The following is a 19,441-nucleotide window of genomic DNA, read 5'->3' on the forward strand; positions in this document are numbered from 1 at the left end:
CTTCATCGAAGCGCCGCCTAGGCGCTTTGCGCCGCGCGACCTCGCCTCTAGACTCCATGACATGGTCGACGCCGCGATAGTCAACAATCCAGAAGCCGCGCAGATGCGTCGATCCCACATCGTCGACGTGCTGATCGAGGAGCGCGCCCCGCGCCTGTCCCGCTCGCCGGCCTGGCCGTTGGTCCGCCCGCTGCTCTATCGGATGCTCGACTACCGCAAGGCCCGGGCCATGGCCGACGCCATCGGCCCGATGGACGGCAAGGCGGCGCTGGACTTCGTCTCCGACCTGCTGGCGCTTCATGTCGAGGTCTCGGGACTGGAGCGCCTGCCGCGCGAAGGGCGCTGCATCCTCGTCTGCAACCATCCGACCGGCATCGCCGACGGGGTCGCGGTTTTCGACGCCCTCAAAGGCGTTCGGCCCGACATCCTGTTCTACGCCAACTCCGACGCCCACCGGGTGGCGGCCCGATTCGACGAGGTGCTGATCCCGGTCGAGTGGGTCGAGGCCAAGCGCACCCGCGAACGGACCCGCCTGACCCTGGCCATGACCCGCCAGGCCATGGAGGCTGAGCGAGCCCTGGCGGTCTTTCCGGCCGGTCGCCTGGCCCGCCGCGGCGAGGATGGGGTTCTGACGGATCCGCCCTGGATGCCGACGGCCATTTCGGTCGCCGCCAAATACGCCGCCCCGATCGTGCCGCTTCACCTGGAAGGCCCCTGGGCGACGCTGTTCCACCTGTTCGACCGCTTCTCGCAGGAACTGCGCGACATCACCCTCTTCCACGAACTGCTCAACAAGCGCGGGCGGAGGTTCCGGCTGATCGTCGGCCAACCGATCGCGGCCGATCGCCTCGATCCTGACGCGGCCGTCGCCAGCGCCGCTATCAAGGCCTATGTCGAGCGCGTGCTGCCCGCTTCGCCCGACACGCCCTTCAAATGACGCCGCCCGCCGAGACCGCCCTGCCGGACGATGCCGCGACCGCGCGCCTGGGCGCCGCCGTGGGCGCCGCGCTGCGCGCCGGCGAGGCCGTCTGCCTGACCGGACCGCTGGGCGCCGGCAAGTCGACCCTGGCCCGGGCGCTGGTCCGGTCCCTGACGACCCCGGATGAAGACGTGCCGAGCCCGACCTTCACGCTGGTGCAGTTCTACGAGGCGGCGGACTTTCCGCTGGCGCATTTCGACCTCTACCGGCTGTCCGATCCTGACGAAGCCTATGAGATCGGTCTCGAGGACGCGCTAGTCGACGGCGCGGCGATCATCGAATGGCCGCAGCGGCTGGAGGGGGACCTTCCGGCGGACCGGCTGGACATCGACATCGGCTTCGACGAGACGGGGGAGGGTCGCCGCGCGCGGCTGACGGCTCACGGCGCATGGGAAGGTCGCAAACTTGAGTTCTGAACGCGAGGCGCTGAAGGCGGACTTCCTGGCCCGGCACGGACTGGCCGACGCCCGTCGAGACGTGATGAGCGGCGACGCCTCTACGCGCCTGTACGAGCGGGTCTATCCGTCCACGGGCGGCAGCCTGGTCCTCATGGATCAGCCGCCGGCGCTGGAGACCAGCGTCTGCCCGCCCGGCGCGACCGACGCCGAGCGGCTGTCCCTGGGCTACAACGCCGCCGCGCGGCTGGCCGCCGGCTCGGTCGCCGCCTTCGTGGCGACAGCCGACTACCTCCGCGGCCGCGGCCTGTCGGCGCCCCAAGTCCACGCCTATGACGTCGAGAACGGCCTGGCGGTGCTGGAGGACCTGGGCGATGGCCTGTTCGCCACGCTGATCGCCGAGGGCACGCCGGAACGGCCGCTGTATGAGACCGCCGTCGATCTGCAAGCCGTGCTCCATGCCGAGCCGCCGCCGCAGGTGCTGGCCGTCGACGACCTGTGCTGGCCGCTGCTGACCTACGACACCCTGGCCCTGAAGGTCGCCACCGACACCTTCCTCGAATTCTGGCCGCAGTTCGCGAACATCCCCGCCTTCTCCGCCGACGCGGTCGCCGAATGGGACGCGCTTTGGGCGCCGGTCTGGGTGAGGGGCGAGGCCGGGGCCAAGGTCTTCGCGCATCGCGACTATCACGCCCAGAACCTGCTCTGGCTGCCGGAACGGACCGGCGTGGCGCGGATCGGCCTGCTGGACTTCCAGGACGCCCTCTGCGCCCACCCCGCCTGGGATCTGCTGCATCTGCTGCAGGACGCCCGTCGCGACGTCTCGCCCGAGCTGGAAGCGGCGATGCTCGACCGCTACCTCGCCGCGCGCCCCGAGTTGGAGCGCGCGTCCTTCCTGGCCGACTACCGCGCGCTGGCCGCGTCCAACGCGGCGCGGATCCTGGGCCGGGTCTTCGCCCGCCAGGCGCTGCTGGGCCGGCCGCAGTACAAGGCCTACATGCCCCGCACCTGGCGCGCCCTCGAGCGCGACCTGGACGATCCGGGAATGGCGGGGCTGAAGGCCTGGTTCGATCGCCACGTTCCCGCGGAGGCGCGGGCATGAGCGGTGCGCCCAAGGTCGCCATGGTGCTGGCCGCCGGCCTCGGCACCCGCATGCGCCCCCTGACCGACGATCGGCCCAAGGCGCTGGTCGAGGTCGGTGGCAAGGCGCTGATCGACCACATGCTCGACCGGCTGGCCCAGGTCGGGGTCGAGACCGCCGTGGTCAACGTCCACGCCTTCGCCGACAAGCTTGAGGCGCACCTGAGGGCGCGCGACGCGACCGGCGTCCTGCCTCGCATCGTCATCTCGGACGAACGCGCCCAGCCGCTGGAGACCGGCGGAGGGATCAAGCTGGCCCTGCCGCTGCTGCCGAAGGACGCCTTCTGGGTGGCCAACATCGACTCGGTCTGGATCGGGGACGGCGACCGGGCCCTGGAGGCGGTCGCAGCGGCCTGGGATCCGGCGACGATGGACGTCTGCCTGCTGACCGCCTCGACAAACGAATCGATGGGCTTCCACGCCACCGGCGACCTGTTCTTCGACGACGAAGGCCGCGTGCGCTTCAAGGATCAGGGCGAGACCGCGCCGCTGGTCTACGTCGGGGTCCATATCGCCAAGCCCTCGGTCGTCGAGAATGGCCCTGAAGGCCCCTTCGGCCTGCTGCCGCTCTGGAAGGACCTCACCAAGCTCGGCCGCGTCCGCGGCGTCGCGCCGCCGGGGCTGTGGATGCACGTCGGCGATCCGGTCGCCCGCGAGGAGGCCGAGGCGAGGCTGGCCCAGGGATGAGCAACCCCTTCGAGCATCCGGCGCCGCGCTGGTTCTCGATCCCGGCGCACCGCCCCTTCCTCGACGACCTGGCCGCCGGCCTTCTGGCGGCCCTGCCCGAGCCCGAAGGCCTGGCCGATGCGGTGGTGCTGACCCCGACCCGTCGGGGCGCCCGTTCGCTGGCCGAGGCCTTCGTGGCCGCCGGCGACGGCCGCGCCGTGCTGCTGCCGCAGATCCGCGCCATCGGCGACCTGGAAGAGGGCGAGCCGCCCTTCGAGCCTGGCAATCTGTCGCTCGACATCCCGCCCGCCATCGATCCGCAACGACGGCGCTACGAGCTGGCCCGGCTGGTCGCTGATCACAGGGGTTTCGGCCGCGACCTCGACGCCGCCGGGGCGCTGGAGCTGGCCGACGCCCTCGCGGCCTTCCTCGACGGTCTCCAGATCGAGGAAGTCGAGGACGCGGCCCGCAAGCTGGACGGGCTGGTGTCGCTCGACATGGCCGCTCACTGGCGCCGCTCCGCCGAGGTGCTGGCCATCGCGCTGGAGCTGTGGCCGAAGCGGCTCAAGGCGTTGGGCCTGATCGACGTCGCCGATCGTCGCGTAAAGTTGCTGGGCGCGTTGCGGGACCAGTGGATCGCGCATCCTCCAGAGCATCCGCTGATCGCCGCCGGATCGACCGGCACGGCGCCGGCCACGGCCCGCCTGCTCGACGCTGTCGCCCGTGCGCCGAAGGGACTGGTGATTCTGCCCGGCCTGGACGAGGGCTTGGCCGACGCGGCCTGGGCCAAGGTCGAGGATCAGCACCCCCAGGGCGCCATGAAGCGACTGCTCGACCAGTTCCGACTGACCCGAGCCGACGTTCGGGCCTGGCGCCCAGACGCCGATTCGCGCGGCCGTTGGCGCCGCCGTCTGATCAACGAGGCGCTTCGCCCGGCTGAGGCCACCGCCGACTGGCGCTCCGTTCTCGATGGTCTGCGGCGCGAGGGCGAGGCCGCGGGGGTCGATCCCCTGCGCGAAGGTCTGACAGGGCTTTCCGTCGTCGGCGCCCGTCAGGAGGAGGAAGCGGCCGACGTCTGCGCCTTGCTGCTCCGAGAAACGCTGGAGACGCCCGGCAAGACCGCCGCCCTGATCACCCCCGACCTCGCCCTGGCCCGCCGGGTCAGCGCCCGTCTGGCCCGGTTCGGCGTCCTGGCCGACAGCTCCGCCGGCGCCCCCCTGGCCGGCTTCCCCGTCGCGGTGCTGGCTCGGCTGGTCGCGGACTGGGCCGTTGATCCGTTGTCGCCGGTGCTGCTGCTGGCGATCCTGAAACACCCGCTCGCCGCCAACGCGATCGCCCCCGAGGCCATCGCCGGGATCGAGCGACTGGCGCTGCGCGGCCCGCGATGCGGCGACCGCAAGGCCCTGCTGACGCGCCTCGCCTCGCGCCCGGACCTCATCGAGGCTGCGGAGACATTGTTCGCCGCTCTGGATCTGGCCCTCGCGCCCTTCGTCGACGGCGCGGCGCCCGCTCACGAAGCCGCCTACGCCCTGGTCGAAACCCTCGAAGCCCTCGGCGGCCAGGCCGTCTGGAGCGGTCCGGCGGGCGAGGCCTCCTCCGCCCTGTTCGCCGGCCTGATCGCGGACGGCGAGGGGCTGCCGCCCGGCGGCCCGCGGGCCTTCGCCGACCTGGTCGGACGGCTGCTTGACGGCGAGACCGTCCGGGCGCTCGGAACGCCTCATCCCCGGCTGCGGATCCTGGGCGCGCTGGAAGCCCGGCTGCTGCGCGCCGATCGGCTGATCCTCGCGGGGCTGGAGGACGGGGTCTGGCCGCGCGGCGCGCCGATCGATCCCTTCCTGTCGCGGCCGATGCGCAAGCGGCTGGATCTGCCGTCGCCCGAACGCCGGCTCGGCCTCACGGCCCACGACTTCGCCCAGGCCGCCTGCGCGCCCGAAGTGGTGCTGGTCCACAGCCATAGGCGCGAGGGTCAGCCGGCCGTCGAGTCGCGCTGGCTCTGGCGACTGCGCACCCTGGCGCGCGGCGCCGGCGTCGAACTGCCCGGACGTCCGGAACTGCTGGACTGGGCCCGCTCGCTGGACGCGGCCGGCGACTATGCGCCCACGCCTCGCCCGGCTCCGGCTCCCCCGATCGAGGAGCGACCGGACACCTTCGCCGTCACCCGCATCGAGGCCCTGACCCGCGACCCCTACAGCGTCTGGGCGCGCGACATCCTCAAGCTGTTTCCGCTCGACCGCCCCGACGAGCCCGTCGAGTCCAAGGCCCGCGGCACCGCCATCCACAAGGCGTTCGAAGACTTCGCCGCCGCCTGGACCGACGGCGAGCCGCCCGCCGCGGCCGAACTGTTCGAACGCCTGTACCTCAAGGCCCTGGTCGACCAGGGCCTCCCCCAGTCGATGCTGGCCCGGGAGCGCGCCCTCGCCCGGGAAGCCGCTCGCTGGGCCGCCGACCTGGAACGCCGCCGCCGCGCCGATGGTCGCGAGGTGCATGTCGAACGCTCCGGGACGCTGACGATCCCGGTCCAGGGCCGCGCCTTCACCCTGACCGCCAAGGCCGACCGGATCGAGATCACGCCCGAGGGCCTGGGCCATGTGCTGGACTTCAAGACCGGCGGCGCGCCCAGCGCCAAACAGATCGACACCGGCTTCTCGCCGCAGCTGACGCTCACGATGGCCATCCTGCTGGCCGGCGGGTTCGAGGGCCTGAAGGCCTACGCCGGCGACCTCGCCTATCTGCGCGTCACCGGCCGCCAACCCCCGGGCGAGGAGATCGTCCGCAAGGCGGCCGGGCCGGAGAGCGAGGAGGCCGCCGCCTTGGCCTACGAGGGCGTGCGGAAGCTGCTGGCCCTCTACCAGGATCCAGCGCGCGGCTATCGCTCGCGCACGGCGCCGCAGTTCGTGAAGACCTACGCCGGCGACTACGACCATCTCGCGCGGGTGTTCGAATGGTCCACCGGCGGCGAGGAGGGCGGCGAATGAGCGGCCACGACCTCCTTCAGCGCCGGGCGGCCGATCCGTCCCTCAACGCCTTCGTCACGGCCAACGCCGGATCCGGCAAGACCAAGACCCTGATCGACCGGGTCGCGCGCCTGCTGCTACGCGAAGTCCCGCCGGCGGCGATCCTCTGCGTCACCTACACCAAGGCCGCCGCGGCGGAGATGCAGCATCGCCTGTTCGAGAAACTCGGCGGCTGGTCTGTGCTCGAGGACTCCGAACTGAAGAAGGCCCTGGCGGAGCTCGACGGCGGCGAGGCCGAACAGATGGACGCCCTGGCGCTCTCGCGGGCCCGGACCCTGTTCGCCAAGGCGCTCGAAACGCCCGGCGGATTGAAGATCCAGACCATCCACGCCTTCTGCGAGAAGCTGCTGCGGCGCTTCCCCCTTGAGGCCCGCGTGTCGCCGGGCTTCACGGTGATGGACGACGCTGCGGCGGCCCTGATCGCCTCGGAGGCCCGCGCGGCCGTCGCGCACCACGCCTTGCAGAGCGACGGCCCCGTGGCCCGGGCCTACGCCCGTCTCGCCACGGCGCTCGATTTCGACAGCTTCCAGCAGATGTTCGACGCCTTCGAACAGCGCCGCGACGCCATCGCCGGTTATGTGCAACGGTGTGGCGGCTTCGAGGGGGTCGCCGCCGACGTCTGGACCGTCTGCGGCTTCGACGAGGCGACGGACGCCGAAGCCGTGTCTGCCGATATCGCCGCCGGCGTCGACGGCCGCCTGTACCGCGAGGCGGCGGACGTCCTGGCCCAGGGCGGCAAGACCGACATCAAGTGCGCGGGCTTGCTGCGCGCCGCCGCCGGCGGCGATCTCGGCGTGGCCCTGACGGCCTTCTTCACGGCCGGCGGCGAGGGGACGCCCGCGACCTGGGTCGCCAAGACCTCCGGCCTGAAATCCCGGGAAGACCTGCGCATGGCCTTGCTCGCCGAGCAGGATCGGCTGGACAAGGCCCGCGAACGGCTGCGAGCGGCGCGGGTCGCGGAAACCTCGGCGCTGGTCCTGGCCTTGGCCAGCGCCTACGCCATCGCCTACGACCAAGCCAAGGCCGGCCGAGGCGCGCTGGACTTCGCCGACCTGATCCTGCGCACCAAGGGCCTGGTGGCTGAACGGCCGGACGCGGCCTGGGTGCTCTACAAGCTGGACGACGGCATCGACCACGTTCTCGTCGACGAGGCCCAGGACACCGCTCCCGAGCAATGGGAGATCGTGCGCCAGCTGACCGGCGAATTCTGGTCGGGCGCCGGCCTGCGCGGCGTCGACGCCACCGACCGGACCCTCTTCGTGGTCGGCGACGAGAAGCAGTCGATCTACAGCTTCCAGGGGGCCGATCCCGAGCGGCTGCTCACCGAGACCCAGCGCTACATCGCCGAGATCACCGCTGTCGGAAAGCCGGCCGATGGCGTGCCGCTGCTGGTCTCCTACCGCTCGACGCCTCAGGTGCTGTCCTTCGTCGACGCCCTGTTCACCGCATCGGACACCCGGGCCGGCGTGCCGCCGCCGAGCGGCGAGGATGTGGTCAGCCACCGCGCCTTCCGGGCCGACCACCCTGGATGCGTCGACCTGTGGCCGCTGGAGCGCGAGGACAAGGGCGAGGATCGCGACGCCTGGGACGCGCCGCTGGACGAGGAGGCCGAGACCTCGGCCAACCGCCGCCTGGCTCGCCAGATCGCCGCCGAGATCGAGGGGCTGGTCAAGCGCGGCGACGCCGTCTTCGACAAGGAGACCCGGCAATGGCGTCCGGCCGACTACGGCGACGTCCTGATCCTGGTCCGCCGCCGCCGCGTGCTGTTCGAGGAGATCATCCGCGCCCTGAAACGGGCCGGCGTGCCGGTGGCGGGCGCCGACCGGTTGACCCTGTCGGCCCACATCGCCTTCGACGACCTGCTGGCGCTGGCGCGGTTCGTCCTGTTTCCCGACGACGACCTGACCCTGGCGGCGCTGCTCAAGTCTCCCTTCTGCGGACTGGGCGACGAAGACGTCTATGCCCTGGCCAGAACACGCAAGCCCGAGACCCTGTGGGCCGTTCTGCATCGGCGAGCGTCCGAGCGCCCTGCCTGGGCCGCGGCGCTGGCCCTGCTTGAAACAGCACGATCCCTGGCGCGCCGGCACACGCCGTTCGACTTCTACGCCCGCATGATCGGTTTGACCGACGATGCCGGCCGCTCGATGCGGGCCCGTTTCCTGACCCGCCTCGGCGGCGAGGCGGGCGACGTCCTGGACGAGTTCCTGGCCCGCGCCCTGGCCGCCGAGGCGCAGGGGATCCGCGACCTGGAGACCCTGGCCGCCGCCTTCGTCGGCCTGAACATCTCCGTGAAGCGCGAGATGGAGGCGGCCGCCGGCGAAGTGCGGGTGATGACCACGCACGGCGCCAAGGGACTGGAGGCGCCGATCGTCTTCCTGCCCGAGACGACGGTGACACGGACGGCGCGCGGTTCACCACTGCTGGAGACCGAAAGCGGCGGCTTTCTCTGGTGCGCCAAGGCGGCCGACGACTGCGCCGCCAGCGCCGCCGCCCGCGAGCATCGCAGGACCCGCGAGGAGGGCGAGGCCTGGCGGCTGCTCTACGTCGCCCTGACCCGGGCGCGCGATCGGCTGGTGCTGTGCGGCCGGATCGACGCCCGCACCTCGGACGAGAAGGTCGGCGGCTGGTACGCGGCGATGCGCGACGCCTTCGCCCATCCGACCATCGAGCCGGGGGTCCGTACTGTCGCGGGCGTCGGCGGAGCCGAGGTCCGCCGGTTCGGACCTGATCCCGCGACCCTGCCCGCTCGCGCCGAGCCGAGCCGCGCGGCCGCGGCGGCTCCGACCTGGCTGGGGACGCCGCCGCCGCCGGAGCCCGCGGCCCGACGCTATGCGTCACCCTCGCAGCTGGCCGAGCAGGCGCCGATCCCCGCGCCCTCGCCGCTGGCGCGTGTTGGCGGATTGGGCCGGTTCAGGCGGGGCGACCTGATCCACCGGCTGCTGCAGCTGCTGCCCGACGTCCCGCCGGCAGAGCGCCGGGAGGCCGCCGCCGCTCTGCTCGGACGCGAGCCAGACGTCGTCGACCATCAGCGACAGGAGATGATCGCCGCCGCCTTCGGCGTGCTTGAGGACCCGGTCTTCGCCGAGGTCTTCGGCCCCGGCAGCCGGGCCGAGGCCGGGATCGCCGGCTCGTCCCCGCGCCTGCCTCCCGCGCTGGCGGTGTCCGGCCGGGTCGACCGCCTGCTGGTCACGCCCGAGCGCGTCCTGGTCGTCGACTACAAGACCAACCGCCCCGCGCCGGCGACCCTCGAGGCGGCCGATCCGGCCTATCGCATCCAGATGGCGGTCTATGCCGCCGTGCTCGCCGAGATCTTCCCCGGCCGGCGAATCGACGCCGCCCTGGTCTGGACGGACGGACCCCGTCTGATGCCGGTTCCAGAAAACATCATGACCCGGACGCTGGTCGAGCTGTCCGAGGCCCATTGATGGGGAACGCCGACGGTCCTACATCGTTGGGCTGAAGGCGAAGGGCGCTGCGAATCCCTTCGACCAGGAGATAAAGCCATGAGCACCGTGAAGGTGACCGACGAGTCCTTCGAACGCGACGTGCTGCAAGCCGAAAAGCCCGTTCTGGTCGACTTCTGGGCGGAGTGGTGCGGTCCCTGCAAGCAGATCGCCCCCGCGCTCGACCAGATCGCCGAGGAGCTGGCCGATCACGTGACCGTCGCCAAGGTGAATATCGAGGACAGCCCGACCACGCCCTCGCGCTACGGCGTTCGCGGCATCCCGACGATGATGCTGTTCCGCGGCGGCCAGATGGCGTCGATGAAGGTCGGCGCGATGCCGAAGCAGAAGATCCTGGAATGGCTCTCGGAAGCGGGCGTGCAGGCGGCGTAAGACCGCTGACCGGTCCAGTCTCTCATGACGAAGCGGCCGCCGGCGATCCGGCGGCCGTTTTCGTTACCAGATCAGCCTGGTGATCAGACCCACGAGCCACACCACGACGGGCGCGGCGAGGAACATCAGGCCGATGGTTCCGAAAAAGGTGAGCAGGCAGGTCGCGTCCGTCTTGCACGGTTCCGCATCCAGCCGATGGTCAGCCAGCGACATCTCATTTTCCTCCCGGGACCGCGCTTGCTCTGACGGCTCGCGTCGCTCCCTAGAACTCTATCGTTCGCCCAAAACCCTAACTTGGCAAGGGGCTTTTCGGTTCCTCAGGTCGGCCAGGTTGACGCATCCAGGGCCAGAACCTCGCCGGCGAGATAGAGGGATCCGCAGATCACGACATGCGGCGCCGCCCCTTCTTCCGCCAAGGCCCTTGCGACCCCTGCGGAAACGTCCGCCGCGGCGGAGGCCTGAAGCCCCCTGGCGCGGGCCGCTTCGACCAGGCGCTCGGCCGGGCTGGCGGCCGCGGCCTCGAAATCGACGGCGATGACCCGGGGGCCAGTTGAGCGAAGGCGGCGAAGAAGCCGTCCGCGTCCTTGTTGGCCAGCAGGCCGCAGACCAGGGTCACGGGCCGACCGTCGCGGGCGGCGAGGTCGCCGATCGTCCGAGCGAGCGCGCGGGCGGCATGCGGATTATGGCCGCCGTCCAGCCAGAGATCGGCGCCAGCGGCCTTCGCCTGGCGCCCCAGAGGCCCCTCGGCCAGGCGCTGGAAGCGCGCGGGCCAGGTCGCGCCGGCGATCCCGGCGGCGACCGCGGCCTCGTCGATCCGCGCCTCGCGGAGCTGCAACGCGGCGACCGCGGCCAAGGCGGCGTTGTCGACCTGATGGAGGCCCGGCAGGGCCGGCGCGGGCAGGTCGAGCAGCCGATCCTCCATCTGCACCGTCATCCGGCCGTTCTCCAGCCAGCCGTCGAAGTCGGTTCCGAGCGCCACGAGCCGCGCGCCCAGAGCCTGAGCCCTGGCCTCGATCACCTCGAACGCCTCGATCGACTGGCGGCCGGCGACGACCGGCGCGCCGCGCTTGATGATCCCGGCCTTCTCGCCGGCGATGCCGGCCAGGCTGTCGCCCAGGAACTCCCGGTGGTCGTAGTCGACCGGCGCGATCACGCTGACCGCCGGCCGCTCGATGACGTTGGTGGCGTCCAGCGAACCGCCCAGGCCCACCTCCAGCAGGCAGAGGTCGGCCTCGACCTCGCTGAAGGCCTGGAAGGCGGCGGCGGTGGTGATCTCGAAGAAGGTGATCGGCTCGCCCGCGTTGGCGCTCTCGACATGCTCCAGCACGGCCGCCAGATGCTCTTCGGTGATCAGGGTCCCGGCCAGGCGGATACGCTCGGCGAACCGCACCAGATGCGGCGAGGTGAAGACATGGACGCGCAGGCCGGCCGCTTCGGCGATGGCGCGCAGATAAGCGACGGTCGAGCCTTTGCCGTTGGTGCCGGCGACATGGACCACCGGCGGCAGATCGCGCTGCGGATCGCCCAGCGCCGCGCAGAGGCGGCGCATCCGGCCCAGCGACAGGTCGATCTTCTTCGGATGCAGGGCCTGAAGCCGTGCAAGCGCGGCGTCATGAGGTCTGAGATGGTCGCTCATTCTAAGATCCCGGATGAGCGGGAAAGGGCCTAGGCCGCCTTCTTGCCGTTGCGGCCCATCATCAGGGTGCCGAGCACCGAACCCAGCATGGTCGGCAGCTCGTGACGCGGCACGACCCGGTCGACCATGCCCTTCTCGACGAGGAACTCGGCGCGCTGGAACCCCGCCGGCAGGGTCTCGCGGATGGTCTGCTCGATAACCCGCTGGCCGGCGAAGCCGATCAGGGCGCCCGGCTCGGCGAAATGGACGTCGCCCAGCATGGCGTAGCTGGCCGTCACCCCGCCGGTGGTCGGGTCGGTCAGGACCACGGCGTAGGGCAGCCGGGCCTTCTTCAGCTCCTGGATCGCCAGGGTGCTTCGCGCCATCTGCATCAGCGACAGGGTGCCTTCCTGCATCCGCGCGCCGCCGGCGGCGGTGAAGGCGACCAGCGGAACCTCACGCTCGACCGCGGCCTTCGCGGCGGCGATGAAGGCCTCGCCCGCCGCCATGCCCAGCGAGCCGCCCATGAAGGCGAAGTCCTGAACCAGCGCCACGGCGGGCACGCCGCCGATCTTGCCGGCGCCGATGGCCATGGCGTCGGGTTCGCCGGTGGTCTTGCGGGCCGCGGCGAGGCGGTCCTTGTAGGGCCGGCCGTCGGTGAAGTTCAGCGGATCCTCGATCACCTTCGGCGTCGGCAGGGCTTCGTACTCGCCGTTGTCGAAGGTGAACTTGAAGCGCAACTCAGGCCCGATGCGCATGTGACGGCCGGCGGGCGTCACCCACCAGGCGGCCTCCAGGTCGGGGCGATAGATCATCTCCCCGGTGTCGGGGCATTTCACCCAGAGGTTCTCGGGCGTCTCGCGCTTTACGAACGCGCCGCGTACGCCGGGCGCGATGCGGGAGAGCCAGCCCTGGCGCTCGCGGGCGCCGCCTCGGGTCGGTTTGTCGTTCTTCGGGTCAGCCATCGCCATCGCTTCAAGCGCCCCTGCTTCGCGCCGATCGCACAGCCTTAGCCAGCGCAGCCGCCTTGGAAAGAACTCTTTCGGTCACGTTTTCGTTCGATCCCGTTTCGAGAGCGCCGGCGATCTCGTCGACCAGCGCGGAGCCGACCACGACGCCGTCGGCCACACGGGCGACCTCGGCGGCGCGTTCGGGAGTCTTGATGCCGAAGCCCACCGCGACCGGCAGGCCCGAGGCCTCGCGCAGGCGCTGCACCGGCTTGGCCACGGCGTCGGCGTCGGCCTCCTTCACGCCGGTCACGCCGGCGACGGAGACGTAGTAGACGAAGCCGGAGGTCCGCTTCACGACGGTGGGCAGGCGCCGGTCGTCGGTGGTCGGCGTGGCCAGGCGGATGAGGTTCATCTTCGCCGCCTCGAGAGCGTCGGTCAGCGCGTCAGCCTCTTCCGGCGGGCAATCGACGATGATCAAACCGTCGGCGCCGGCGTCCGAGGCGTCGTTGGCGAAGGCCTCGAAGCCGTAGCTCAGCACCGGGTTCAGATAGCCCATCAGCACGATCGGGGTGACCGTATCGGTCTCGCGGAAGCGCCGGACCAGGCCCAGCACGTCCTTCATCTTCGTGCCGGCCTTCAGCGCGCGCTGGGCGGCCAGCTGGATGGTCGGCCCCTCGGCCATCGGGTCGGAGAAGGGCATGCCCAGTTCGACGATGTCGGCTTCGTCGGCGACGCCCTTGAGGATCTCGAACGAGGTCTCCAGGTCGGGATCGCCGGCCATGATGTAGGCGACGAACAGCGCCCGATGGTCGTTTTCCCGGTGGAAGGCGCGCGAAATCCGCGTCCCGTCGCGATAGGTGGTCAAATCTTGCGCCCCAGAGCTTCGGCGACCGTGAAGATGTCCTTGTCGCCGCGGCCGGACAGGGTCAGCACCACGACGCCGTCCTTGCCGACCTCCTTGACCACCTCGGGCAGCTTGGCGATCGCGTGAGCGCTCTCCAGCGCCGGGATGATCCCTTCCAGCTCAGCGCAGAGTTGGAAGGCGGCGAGCGCCTCATCGTCGGTGCAGGTCAGGTACTTCGCCCGGCCGATGTCGTGCAGATAGGCGTGCTCCGGGCCGATGCCCGGATAGTCGAGGCCCGCGCTGATCGAGTGGGCGTCCAGGATCTGGCCGTCGTCGTCCTGCAGCAGATAGGTCTTGTTGCCGTGCAGGACGCCCGGACGGCCGCCGGTCAGCGAGGCCGCGTGCTTGTCGGTGTTCAGGCCGTGGCCCGAAGCCTCGACGCCGAAGATCTTCACGCTCTCGTCGGCCAGGAACGGATGGAACATGCCGATGGCGTTCGAACCGCCGCCAACGCAGGCCACGACCGCGTCCGGCAGACGACCCTCGATCTCGAGGATCTGCGCCTTGGTCTCCTGGCCGATCACGGCCTGGAAGTCGCGGACCATGGCCGGGTACGGATGCATCCCCGCCGCCGTGCCGATCAGATAGTAGGTGTCATGGACGTTGGTGACCCAGTCGCGCATGGCCTCGTTCATGGCGTCCTTGAGGGTCGCCGCGCCAGAGGTCACTGGCCGCACTTCGGCGCCCAGCAGGTTCATGCGGAACACGTTCGGCTTCTGCCGCTCGACGTCCACCGCGCCCATGTAGACGACACAGGGCAGGTTGAAGCGGGCGCAGACGGTGGCCGTGGCCACGCCGTGCTGGCCGGCGCCGGTCTCGGCGATGATCCGGGTCTTGCCCATCCGCATGGCCAGCAGGATCTGGCCCATGCAGTTGTTGATCTTGTGCGCGCCGGTGTGATTCAGCTCCTCGCGCTTGAAGTAGATCTTCGCGCCGCCGTAGTGCGCGGTCAGCCGCTCGGCGAAGTAGAGCGGGTTCGGGCGACCGACGTAGTGCTTCAGGTAGCCGGCGAGCTCGGCCTGGAATTCCGGATCGGCCTTCGCCTCGGCGTAGGCCTTGTCCAGGTCCAGCACCAGCGGCATCAGGGTCTCGGCCACGTAGCGGCCGCCGTAGTCGCCGAAGCGGCCGTCGGCGTCCGGCAGGGCGTTCCAGTCGTTGGGTTTCAAAGAGGCGTTCACAGCGTCAGCAGGTCAGGCGCGGCGAACCGCTTCCAGGAAGGCCGAAATGAGAGACGGGTCCTTTATCCCCGGGCCGCGCTCCACGCCAGAGGAAACGTCGACCAGCGGCGCGCCGGACAGCTGCACGGCCTCGGCGACATTCCAGGGATCGAGCCCTCCGGCCAGCAGCCAGGGCCGCTCGAACCGCCGGCCCTTCATCATCGTCCAGTCGAACCGGGCGCCGGTTCCGCCGGGACGATCGAAGCCCGCCGGCGCCTTGGCGTCGAACATCAGATAGTCGGCGACGCTCTCATAGGCGCGGGCCGGATCGAGGTCCGAGGGCTCGGACACCGAAAAGACCTTGATGATCCCGGCGCCTGTGCGGGCGGCGACCTCCCGGGCGCGGGACGGCGTCTCCTTGCCGTGCAGCTGGATGAAGTCCGGCTTCAGCGTCGCCGACAGCTGGTCCAGCAGGACATCGTCCGGATCGACCGTCACCGCCACGACCTTCACGTTCGCCGCCCGCGCCGGCGGCGCCAGCCGGGCCGCGACGTCCGGCGCGATGTTGCGGGGACTTTTGGCGAAGAACATGAAACCGATGAAGGCCGCCTGGCCATCCACGGCGGCCTTCACGGTCTCGGGCGTCGACAGACCGCAGATCTTGGCGCGGCCCGTCACGCCTTCTTCGCGGGCGCCTTGCGCGCCGAAGGAGCCTTCGGAACCGCGGGCGCCGCGGCCGGAGCCGGCTTGGCCTGATTCTTCAGCAGGTCGCGGATTTCGGTGAGCAGGGCTTCCGACGGGGTCGGCGCCTCGGGCTCGGGCTCGGCGGCCTGCTGGCGACGCAGGGTGTTGACCGCCTTGACCAGCAGGAACACGGCCGCGGCGACGATGACGAACTGGATGCAGGCGTTGATGAAGCCGCCGTAGCCGATGGCGACCTTCTCGATCTTGTTGGCCGCATCGGCCTGTTGCAGCACGATCTCGAGGTGCGCGAAGTCGACGCCGTTCAGCAGCAGGCCGACCGGCGGCATGATCACCTGGTCGACCAGGCTCTTCACGATGGCGCCGAAGGCCCCGCCGATGATGATCCCGACGGCCAGGTCGATGACGTTGCCGCGAGCGATGAACTCGCGGAATTCCTTGAAGACGCTCATGCGTGGGCTCCCGTTCCGTTCCCCCTCGCCAGCCTTTGGTCATCCGGCCGCGAGGTCAAGCCGGGTCAGTCGGCGTTGAGCCGCTCGCGCAGTTCCTTGCCGCTCTTGAAGAAGGGCACGTGCTTGCCCTTGACCGAAACGGGCTCACCCGTCCTCGGGTTGCGCCCGGCCCGCGCCGGGCGGGATCGGACGGAAAACGCTCCGAAGCCGCGCAGCTCGACACGACCGCCGCCTTCCAGCGCCTCGGTCATCTTCTCCAGGATCACGCCGACCACCCGCTCGATATCGCGCTGGGTGAGGTGCGGATTCTCTTGGGCGAGCTTGGCGATCAGCTCTGACTTGATCATGAGGCTCCCCGGGGGCGTAGGCGGCCTGACCTTTGCCCAATCATCCCTGAGTCTTCAAGAGGTTGTCGGGGGTCACATCGTTAAGCGGCCAGCAACCCTGACGTGAAACGGTGTTTTCCGTCTCTTGGAGGGGGCAAGGTGACCCGAGAGCGTGCAGCGCGACCGCCGGCGCCAACCGGCGTTTCGCCCGAATCCGCATACGCGCGACAGCTCGAAGCGACCCTGGTCGGCGCCTCGGGGCGGCCGCTCATTCTCAGCGGTCTCCTGCGTCCCGAAATCGCCCCCGCCGAATCGGGCCTCTACGGCCAAACTCTGAGTTTCACCGTCGGCGAGCCGGGCGAGGACGGTCACGTGCGCCTGATCGACCCCCACCGTCGGAACCCGGTCGAGATCGAACGGATAGAGCTGACCGCCGCCCAAGCGGCGCTGAACGCCGTTCAGCCCCCTGGCCCCGGCGGGCCGCCCTCGCTGATCGTGCTCCCGCTGTCCTGGAGCACGGTGCGCAATCCACGGGCGCGTCGCAAACTGCAAAGGCTGGTCACAGCGGCCCGACGACGCTGCCGCGCCGCCGTCCGGTGCGAGATCCTCGGCGTCAGCGCCGAAACGCCCCCGCCCGCCCTGAAGGAGACGATCGGGGATCTGCGAACGATCTTCCAGGACGTCTTCATCGCGACCGAAGGCGGTCGGCCGCAGGACTGAAGTTCCTCTGGGCCCGCCGGGCGGGGTTCAGGCAAAGAAAAACCCCGCCCGGATGACTCCGGACGGGGCTCGTTCTTCCGAGGAAGGTCGGAGGACTTAGTCCTTCGAGGCCTTCTCGCGCAGGGCGGCGCCCAGGATGTCGCCGAGCGAAGCGCCCGAGTCCGAGGACCCGAACTGCTCGATGGCTTCCTTTTCTTCCGCCATTTCCAGCGACTTGATCGACACCGACACGCGACGCGCGGCCTTGTCGACGTTGGTCACCTGGGCGTCGATGCGGTCGCCCACGGCGAAGCGCTCGGGGCGCTGCTCGTTGCGATCGCGCGACAGGTCCGACTTGCGGATGAAGGCGGTGACCGGAGCGTCGTCTTCACCGAACTTCACTTCGATGCCGCCCGAGGTCACTTCCGTGACCGTGACGGTGACGGTCTGGCCCTTGCGGTAGCCGTCGCCGGCCAGCGGATCGCCGGCCAGTTGCTTCACGCCGAGCGAGATACGCTCCTTGTCGACGTCGACGTCCAGGACCTTCGCCTTGATGACGTCGCCCTTCTTGTAGCGAGCCATGGCTTCTTCGCCCGGCGCGTTCCAGTCCAGGTCCGACAGGTGGACCATGCCGTCGATATCGCCGTCCAGGCCGACGAACAGGCCGAACTCGGTGGCGTTCTTGACTTCGCCCTCGACGGTCGAGCCGATCGGGTGCGCCGACAGGAAGGCTTCCCACGGATTGGCCAGAGCCTGCTTCAGGCCCAGCGAGACGCGGCGCTTGGAGCTGTCGACGTCCAGAACGATGACGTCCACTTCCTGCGAGGTGGAGACGATCTTGCCCGGATGGACGTTCTTCTTGGTCCAGGACATTTCCGAAACGTGCACCAGGCCTTCAACGCCCGGCTCCAGCTCCACGAAGGCGCCGTAGTCGGTGATGTTGGTGATGCGGCCGGTGTACTTGGCGCCGACCGGGTACTTGGCTTCCACGCCGTCCCACGGATCCGACTGCAGCTGCTTCATGCCGAGGCTGATGCGCTGGGTGTCCGGATTGATCTTGATGATCTGGACCTTCACGGTGTCGCCGACCGCCAGCACTTGCGACGGGTGCGAGACGCGCTTCCAGCTCATGTCGGTGACGTGCAGCAGGCCGTCGATGCCGCCCAGGTCCACGAACGCGCCGTAGTCGGTGATGTTCTTGACCACGCCTTCGCGGATTTCGCCCTCTTGCAGCTGGCTGACCAGCTCGGTGCGCTGTTCGGCGCGGGCTTCCTCCAGGATGGCGCGACGCGAGACGACGATGTTGCCGCGCGGACGGTCCATCTTCAGGATGGCGAAGGGCTGCTCCTTGCCCATCAGCGGGCCGACGTCGCGCACCGGACGGATGTCGACTTGCGAGCCCGGCAGGAAGGCCGAGGCGCCGCCCAGGTCGACGGTGAAGCCGCCCTTCACGCGGCCGACGATCGAACCCATGACCGGCTCGCCCTTGGCGAACACGACTTCCAGGCGGGTCCAGGCTTCTTCGCGCTTGGCCTTCTCGCGGCTGATGACCGCTTCGCCGAGGGCGTTTTCGAGGCGCTCGAGGAAGACCTCGACCGTGTCGCCGACCTTGATGGTGGGCTTGCCGTCTTCGCCGACGCCGAATTCCTTGATCTGGATGCGGCCTTCGGTCTTGAGACCGACGTCGACGATCGCGAAGTCCTTCTCGATGCCGACGACCTTGCCCTGGATGACGGTGCCTTCGGCGAAGTCGCCGGAGCCGCCCATCGAGGCGTCGAGGAGCGCCGCGAAATCGTCGCGGCTCGGGTTCAGGCTGAGATCATCGGCCATGTGTTGAACAGTCTCTAGGGTTGCGGAACGGCCTAATGGCGGGATTGCCGGTGAGAGTCCGGGCGTTCCATAGGTTTGAGGAGTTTGTGCACCCGCGGCCATCGAGCCCCGGCGCGTTGGATTTAGCCCTTGGCGGTTTCCCACCGGCTTCGCGCCGCCTCGACGATGCGGCGGGCCGCATCGAAGGCCGCGTCTATACTCATTTCAGTGGTATCCAGCAAGACCGCGTCGTCCGCCGGCCGCATCGGCGACTCGGCCCGGGCGCCGTCGCGCTCGTCCCGGATGCGGATGTCGGCGAGGATGTCTTCGTAGGCGACGGTCTCGCCCTGGCCGGTCAACTGCTTCCAGCGCCGCTCGGCGCGCACTTCCGGCGAGGCCGTGACGTAGAGCTTCGCCGGGGCCCGAGGCGCGATCACGGTGCCGATGTCGCGGCCGTCGAGCACCGCGCCGGGCTCCTGCGCGGCGAAGGCCAGCTGAAAATCGCGCAGCACCTGGCGGACAGGCGTGTAGATCGCCACCCGGCTGGCCGCCTCGCCCGCGGCGCGGGTGCGGACCTCGGGGCGCTCCAACTCTTGCGGATCCAACGCCTTCGCCGCCGCCACGGCCGCCGCCTCGTCGCCCAGGTCGCCGCCGCTTTCCAGCACCTTCACGCCGACGGCGCGATACAGCAGGCCGGTGTCGAGCACCGGGAAGCCGTACAGGGCCCCAAGTTTGACGGCGATGGTGCCCTTGCCGGACGCGGCGGGGCCATCGACGGCGATGACGAAGCCCAAGCC

17 protein-coding genes and 1 pseudogene are annotated in these 19,441 nt (G+C 70.2%); 8 read left to right on the top strand and 10 right to left on the bottom strand.

Going from position 1 to position 19,441, the window contains the following annotated elements:
- Window positions 1-103: 103 nt before the first annotated feature.
- The 7 genes from CSW64_RS21410 (at window position 104) to trxA (ending at window position 10,030) form a co-directional block, all read left to right on the top strand.
- Window positions 104-937: a 1-acyl-sn-glycerol-3-phosphate acyltransferase gene (locus CSW64_RS21410; RefSeq protein WP_099624383.1), complete on the top strand. Its 834-nt coding sequence runs from the start codon at window positions 104-106 to the stop codon at window positions 935-937.
- Window positions 934-1,395, top strand: a complete 462-nt coding sequence (gene tsaE / locus CSW64_RS21415) for a tRNA (adenosine(37)-N6)-threonylcarbamoyltransferase complex ATPase subunit type 1 TsaE (protein ID WP_099624010.1) — start codon at window positions 934-936, stop codon at window positions 1,393-1,395. The genes CSW64_RS21410 and tsaE overlap by 4 nt, the downstream gene beginning before the upstream one ends.
- Window positions 1,385-2,476, top strand: a complete 1,092-nt coding sequence (gene amgK, locus CSW64_RS21420) for an N-acetylmuramate/N-acetylglucosamine kinase AmgK (RefSeq protein ID WP_245863785.1) — start codon at window positions 1,385-1,387, stop codon at window positions 2,474-2,476. The genes tsaE and amgK overlap by 11 nt, the downstream gene beginning before the upstream one ends.
- Window positions 2,473-3,201 (top strand): N-acetylmuramate alpha-1-phosphate uridylyltransferase MurU, encoded by a 729-nt coding sequence (murU, locus tag CSW64_RS21425; RefSeq protein WP_099624011.1) that lies wholly within the window; start codon window positions 2,473-2,475, stop codon window positions 3,199-3,201. Before amgK ends, murU begins: the two co-directional genes overlap by 4 nt.
- Window positions 3,198-6,155, top strand: coding sequence for a double-strand break repair protein AddB (gene addB / locus CSW64_RS21430; RefSeq protein WP_099624012.1), 2,958 nt, complete (start codon window positions 3,198-3,200; stop codon window positions 6,153-6,155). The genes murU and addB overlap by 4 nt, the downstream gene beginning before the upstream one ends.
- Window positions 6,152-9,619, top strand: coding sequence for a double-strand break repair helicase AddA (gene addA / locus CSW64_RS21435; RefSeq protein WP_099624013.1), 3,468 nt, complete (start codon window positions 6,152-6,154; stop codon window positions 9,617-9,619). Before addB ends, addA begins: the two co-directional genes overlap by 4 nt.
- 78 nt (window positions 9,620-9,697) lie before the next feature.
- Window positions 9,698-10,030 carry a thioredoxin gene (gene trxA / locus CSW64_RS21440; RefSeq protein WP_099624014.1) on the top strand — a complete coding sequence of 111 codons (333 nt, stop codon included), beginning with the start codon at window positions 9,698-9,700 and terminating at the stop codon, window positions 10,028-10,030.
- A 63-nt stretch (window positions 10,031-10,093) separates the two neighbouring features.
- On the opposite strand, the gene CSW64_RS22130 is transcribed toward trxA, so the two are convergent.
- From CSW64_RS22130 to CSW64_RS21475, 8 genes and pseudogenes are all read right to left on the bottom strand, one after another.
- Window positions 10,094-10,243: a hypothetical protein gene (locus CSW64_RS22130; RefSeq protein WP_172448646.1), complete on the bottom strand. Its 150-nt coding sequence runs from the start codon at window positions 10,241-10,243 to the stop codon at window positions 10,094-10,096.
- Window positions 10,244-10,347: 104 nt separating this feature from the next.
- A pseudogene (locus tag CSW64_RS21445) lies at window positions 10,348-11,666 on the bottom strand (bifunctional folylpolyglutamate synthase/dihydrofolate synthase).
- Window positions 11,667-11,695: 29 nt separating this feature from the next.
- The gene (locus CSW64_RS21450; RefSeq protein ID WP_099624015.1) at window positions 11,696-12,616 is read right to left on the bottom strand and encodes an acetyl-CoA carboxylase carboxyltransferase subunit beta; all 921 of its coding nucleotides are present in this window, start codon (window positions 12,614-12,616) and stop codon (window positions 11,696-11,698) included.
- Between the two features lie 4 nt (window positions 12,617-12,620).
- Window positions 12,621-13,460, bottom strand: coding sequence for a tryptophan synthase subunit alpha (gene trpA, locus CSW64_RS21455; protein WP_425430360.1), 840 nt, complete (start codon window positions 13,458-13,460; stop codon window positions 12,621-12,623).
- The gene (gene trpB / locus CSW64_RS21460) at window positions 13,457-14,677 is read right to left on the bottom strand and encodes a tryptophan synthase subunit beta (RefSeq protein WP_099624016.1); all 1,221 of its coding nucleotides are present in this window, start codon (window positions 14,675-14,677) and stop codon (window positions 13,457-13,459) included. Before trpB ends, trpA begins: the two co-directional genes overlap by 4 nt.
- 12 nt (window positions 14,678-14,689) lie before the next feature.
- Entirely contained in the window at window positions 14,690-15,334 is a 645-nt protein-coding gene (locus tag CSW64_RS21465) for a phosphoribosylanthranilate isomerase (protein WP_099624017.1), read from the bottom strand.
- Window positions 15,331-15,810 carry a large-conductance mechanosensitive channel protein MscL gene (gene mscL / locus CSW64_RS21470; protein WP_099624018.1) on the bottom strand — a complete coding sequence of 160 codons (480 nt, stop codon included), beginning with the start codon at window positions 15,808-15,810 and terminating at the stop codon, window positions 15,331-15,333. The genes CSW64_RS21465 and mscL overlap by 4 nt, the downstream gene beginning before the upstream one ends.
- A 65-nt stretch (window positions 15,811-15,875) precedes the next feature.
- Window positions 15,876-16,157 (bottom strand): integration host factor subunit beta, encoded by a 282-nt coding sequence (locus CSW64_RS21475; protein ID WP_099624019.1) that lies wholly within the window; start codon window positions 16,155-16,157, stop codon window positions 15,876-15,878.
- Between the two features lie 138 nt (window positions 16,158-16,295).
- Here CSW64_RS21475 and CSW64_RS21880 point away from each other — a divergent pair, with 138 nt between their 5' ends.
- Complete coding sequence (locus CSW64_RS21880; protein WP_150131465.1) at window positions 16,296-16,856, top strand: hypothetical protein; 561 nt, start codon at window positions 16,296-16,298, stop codon at window positions 16,854-16,856.
- A 96-nt stretch (window positions 16,857-16,952) separates the two neighbouring features.
- On the opposite strand, the gene rpsA is transcribed toward CSW64_RS21880, so the two are convergent.
- Both rpsA and cmk read right to left on the bottom strand, forming a co-directional pair.
- Window positions 16,953-18,665: a 30S ribosomal protein S1 gene (rpsA, locus tag CSW64_RS21485; RefSeq protein ID WP_099624021.1), complete on the bottom strand. Its 1,713-nt coding sequence runs from the start codon at window positions 18,663-18,665 to the stop codon at window positions 16,953-16,955.
- A 122-nt stretch (window positions 18,666-18,787) separates the two neighbouring features.
- A complete protein-coding gene (gene cmk / locus CSW64_RS21490) occupies window positions 18,788-19,438 on the bottom strand; it encodes a (d)CMP kinase (RefSeq protein WP_099624022.1) in 651 nt (216 codons plus the stop codon).
- Window positions 19,439-19,441 lie beyond the last annotated feature (3 nt).

Origin of the sequence: Caulobacter mirabilis (genome assembly GCF_002749615.1) — a bacterium.
In the GTDB taxonomy this organism is placed as follows: Bacteria; Pseudomonadota; Alphaproteobacteria; order Caulobacterales; family Caulobacteraceae; genus Caulobacter; species Caulobacter mirabilis.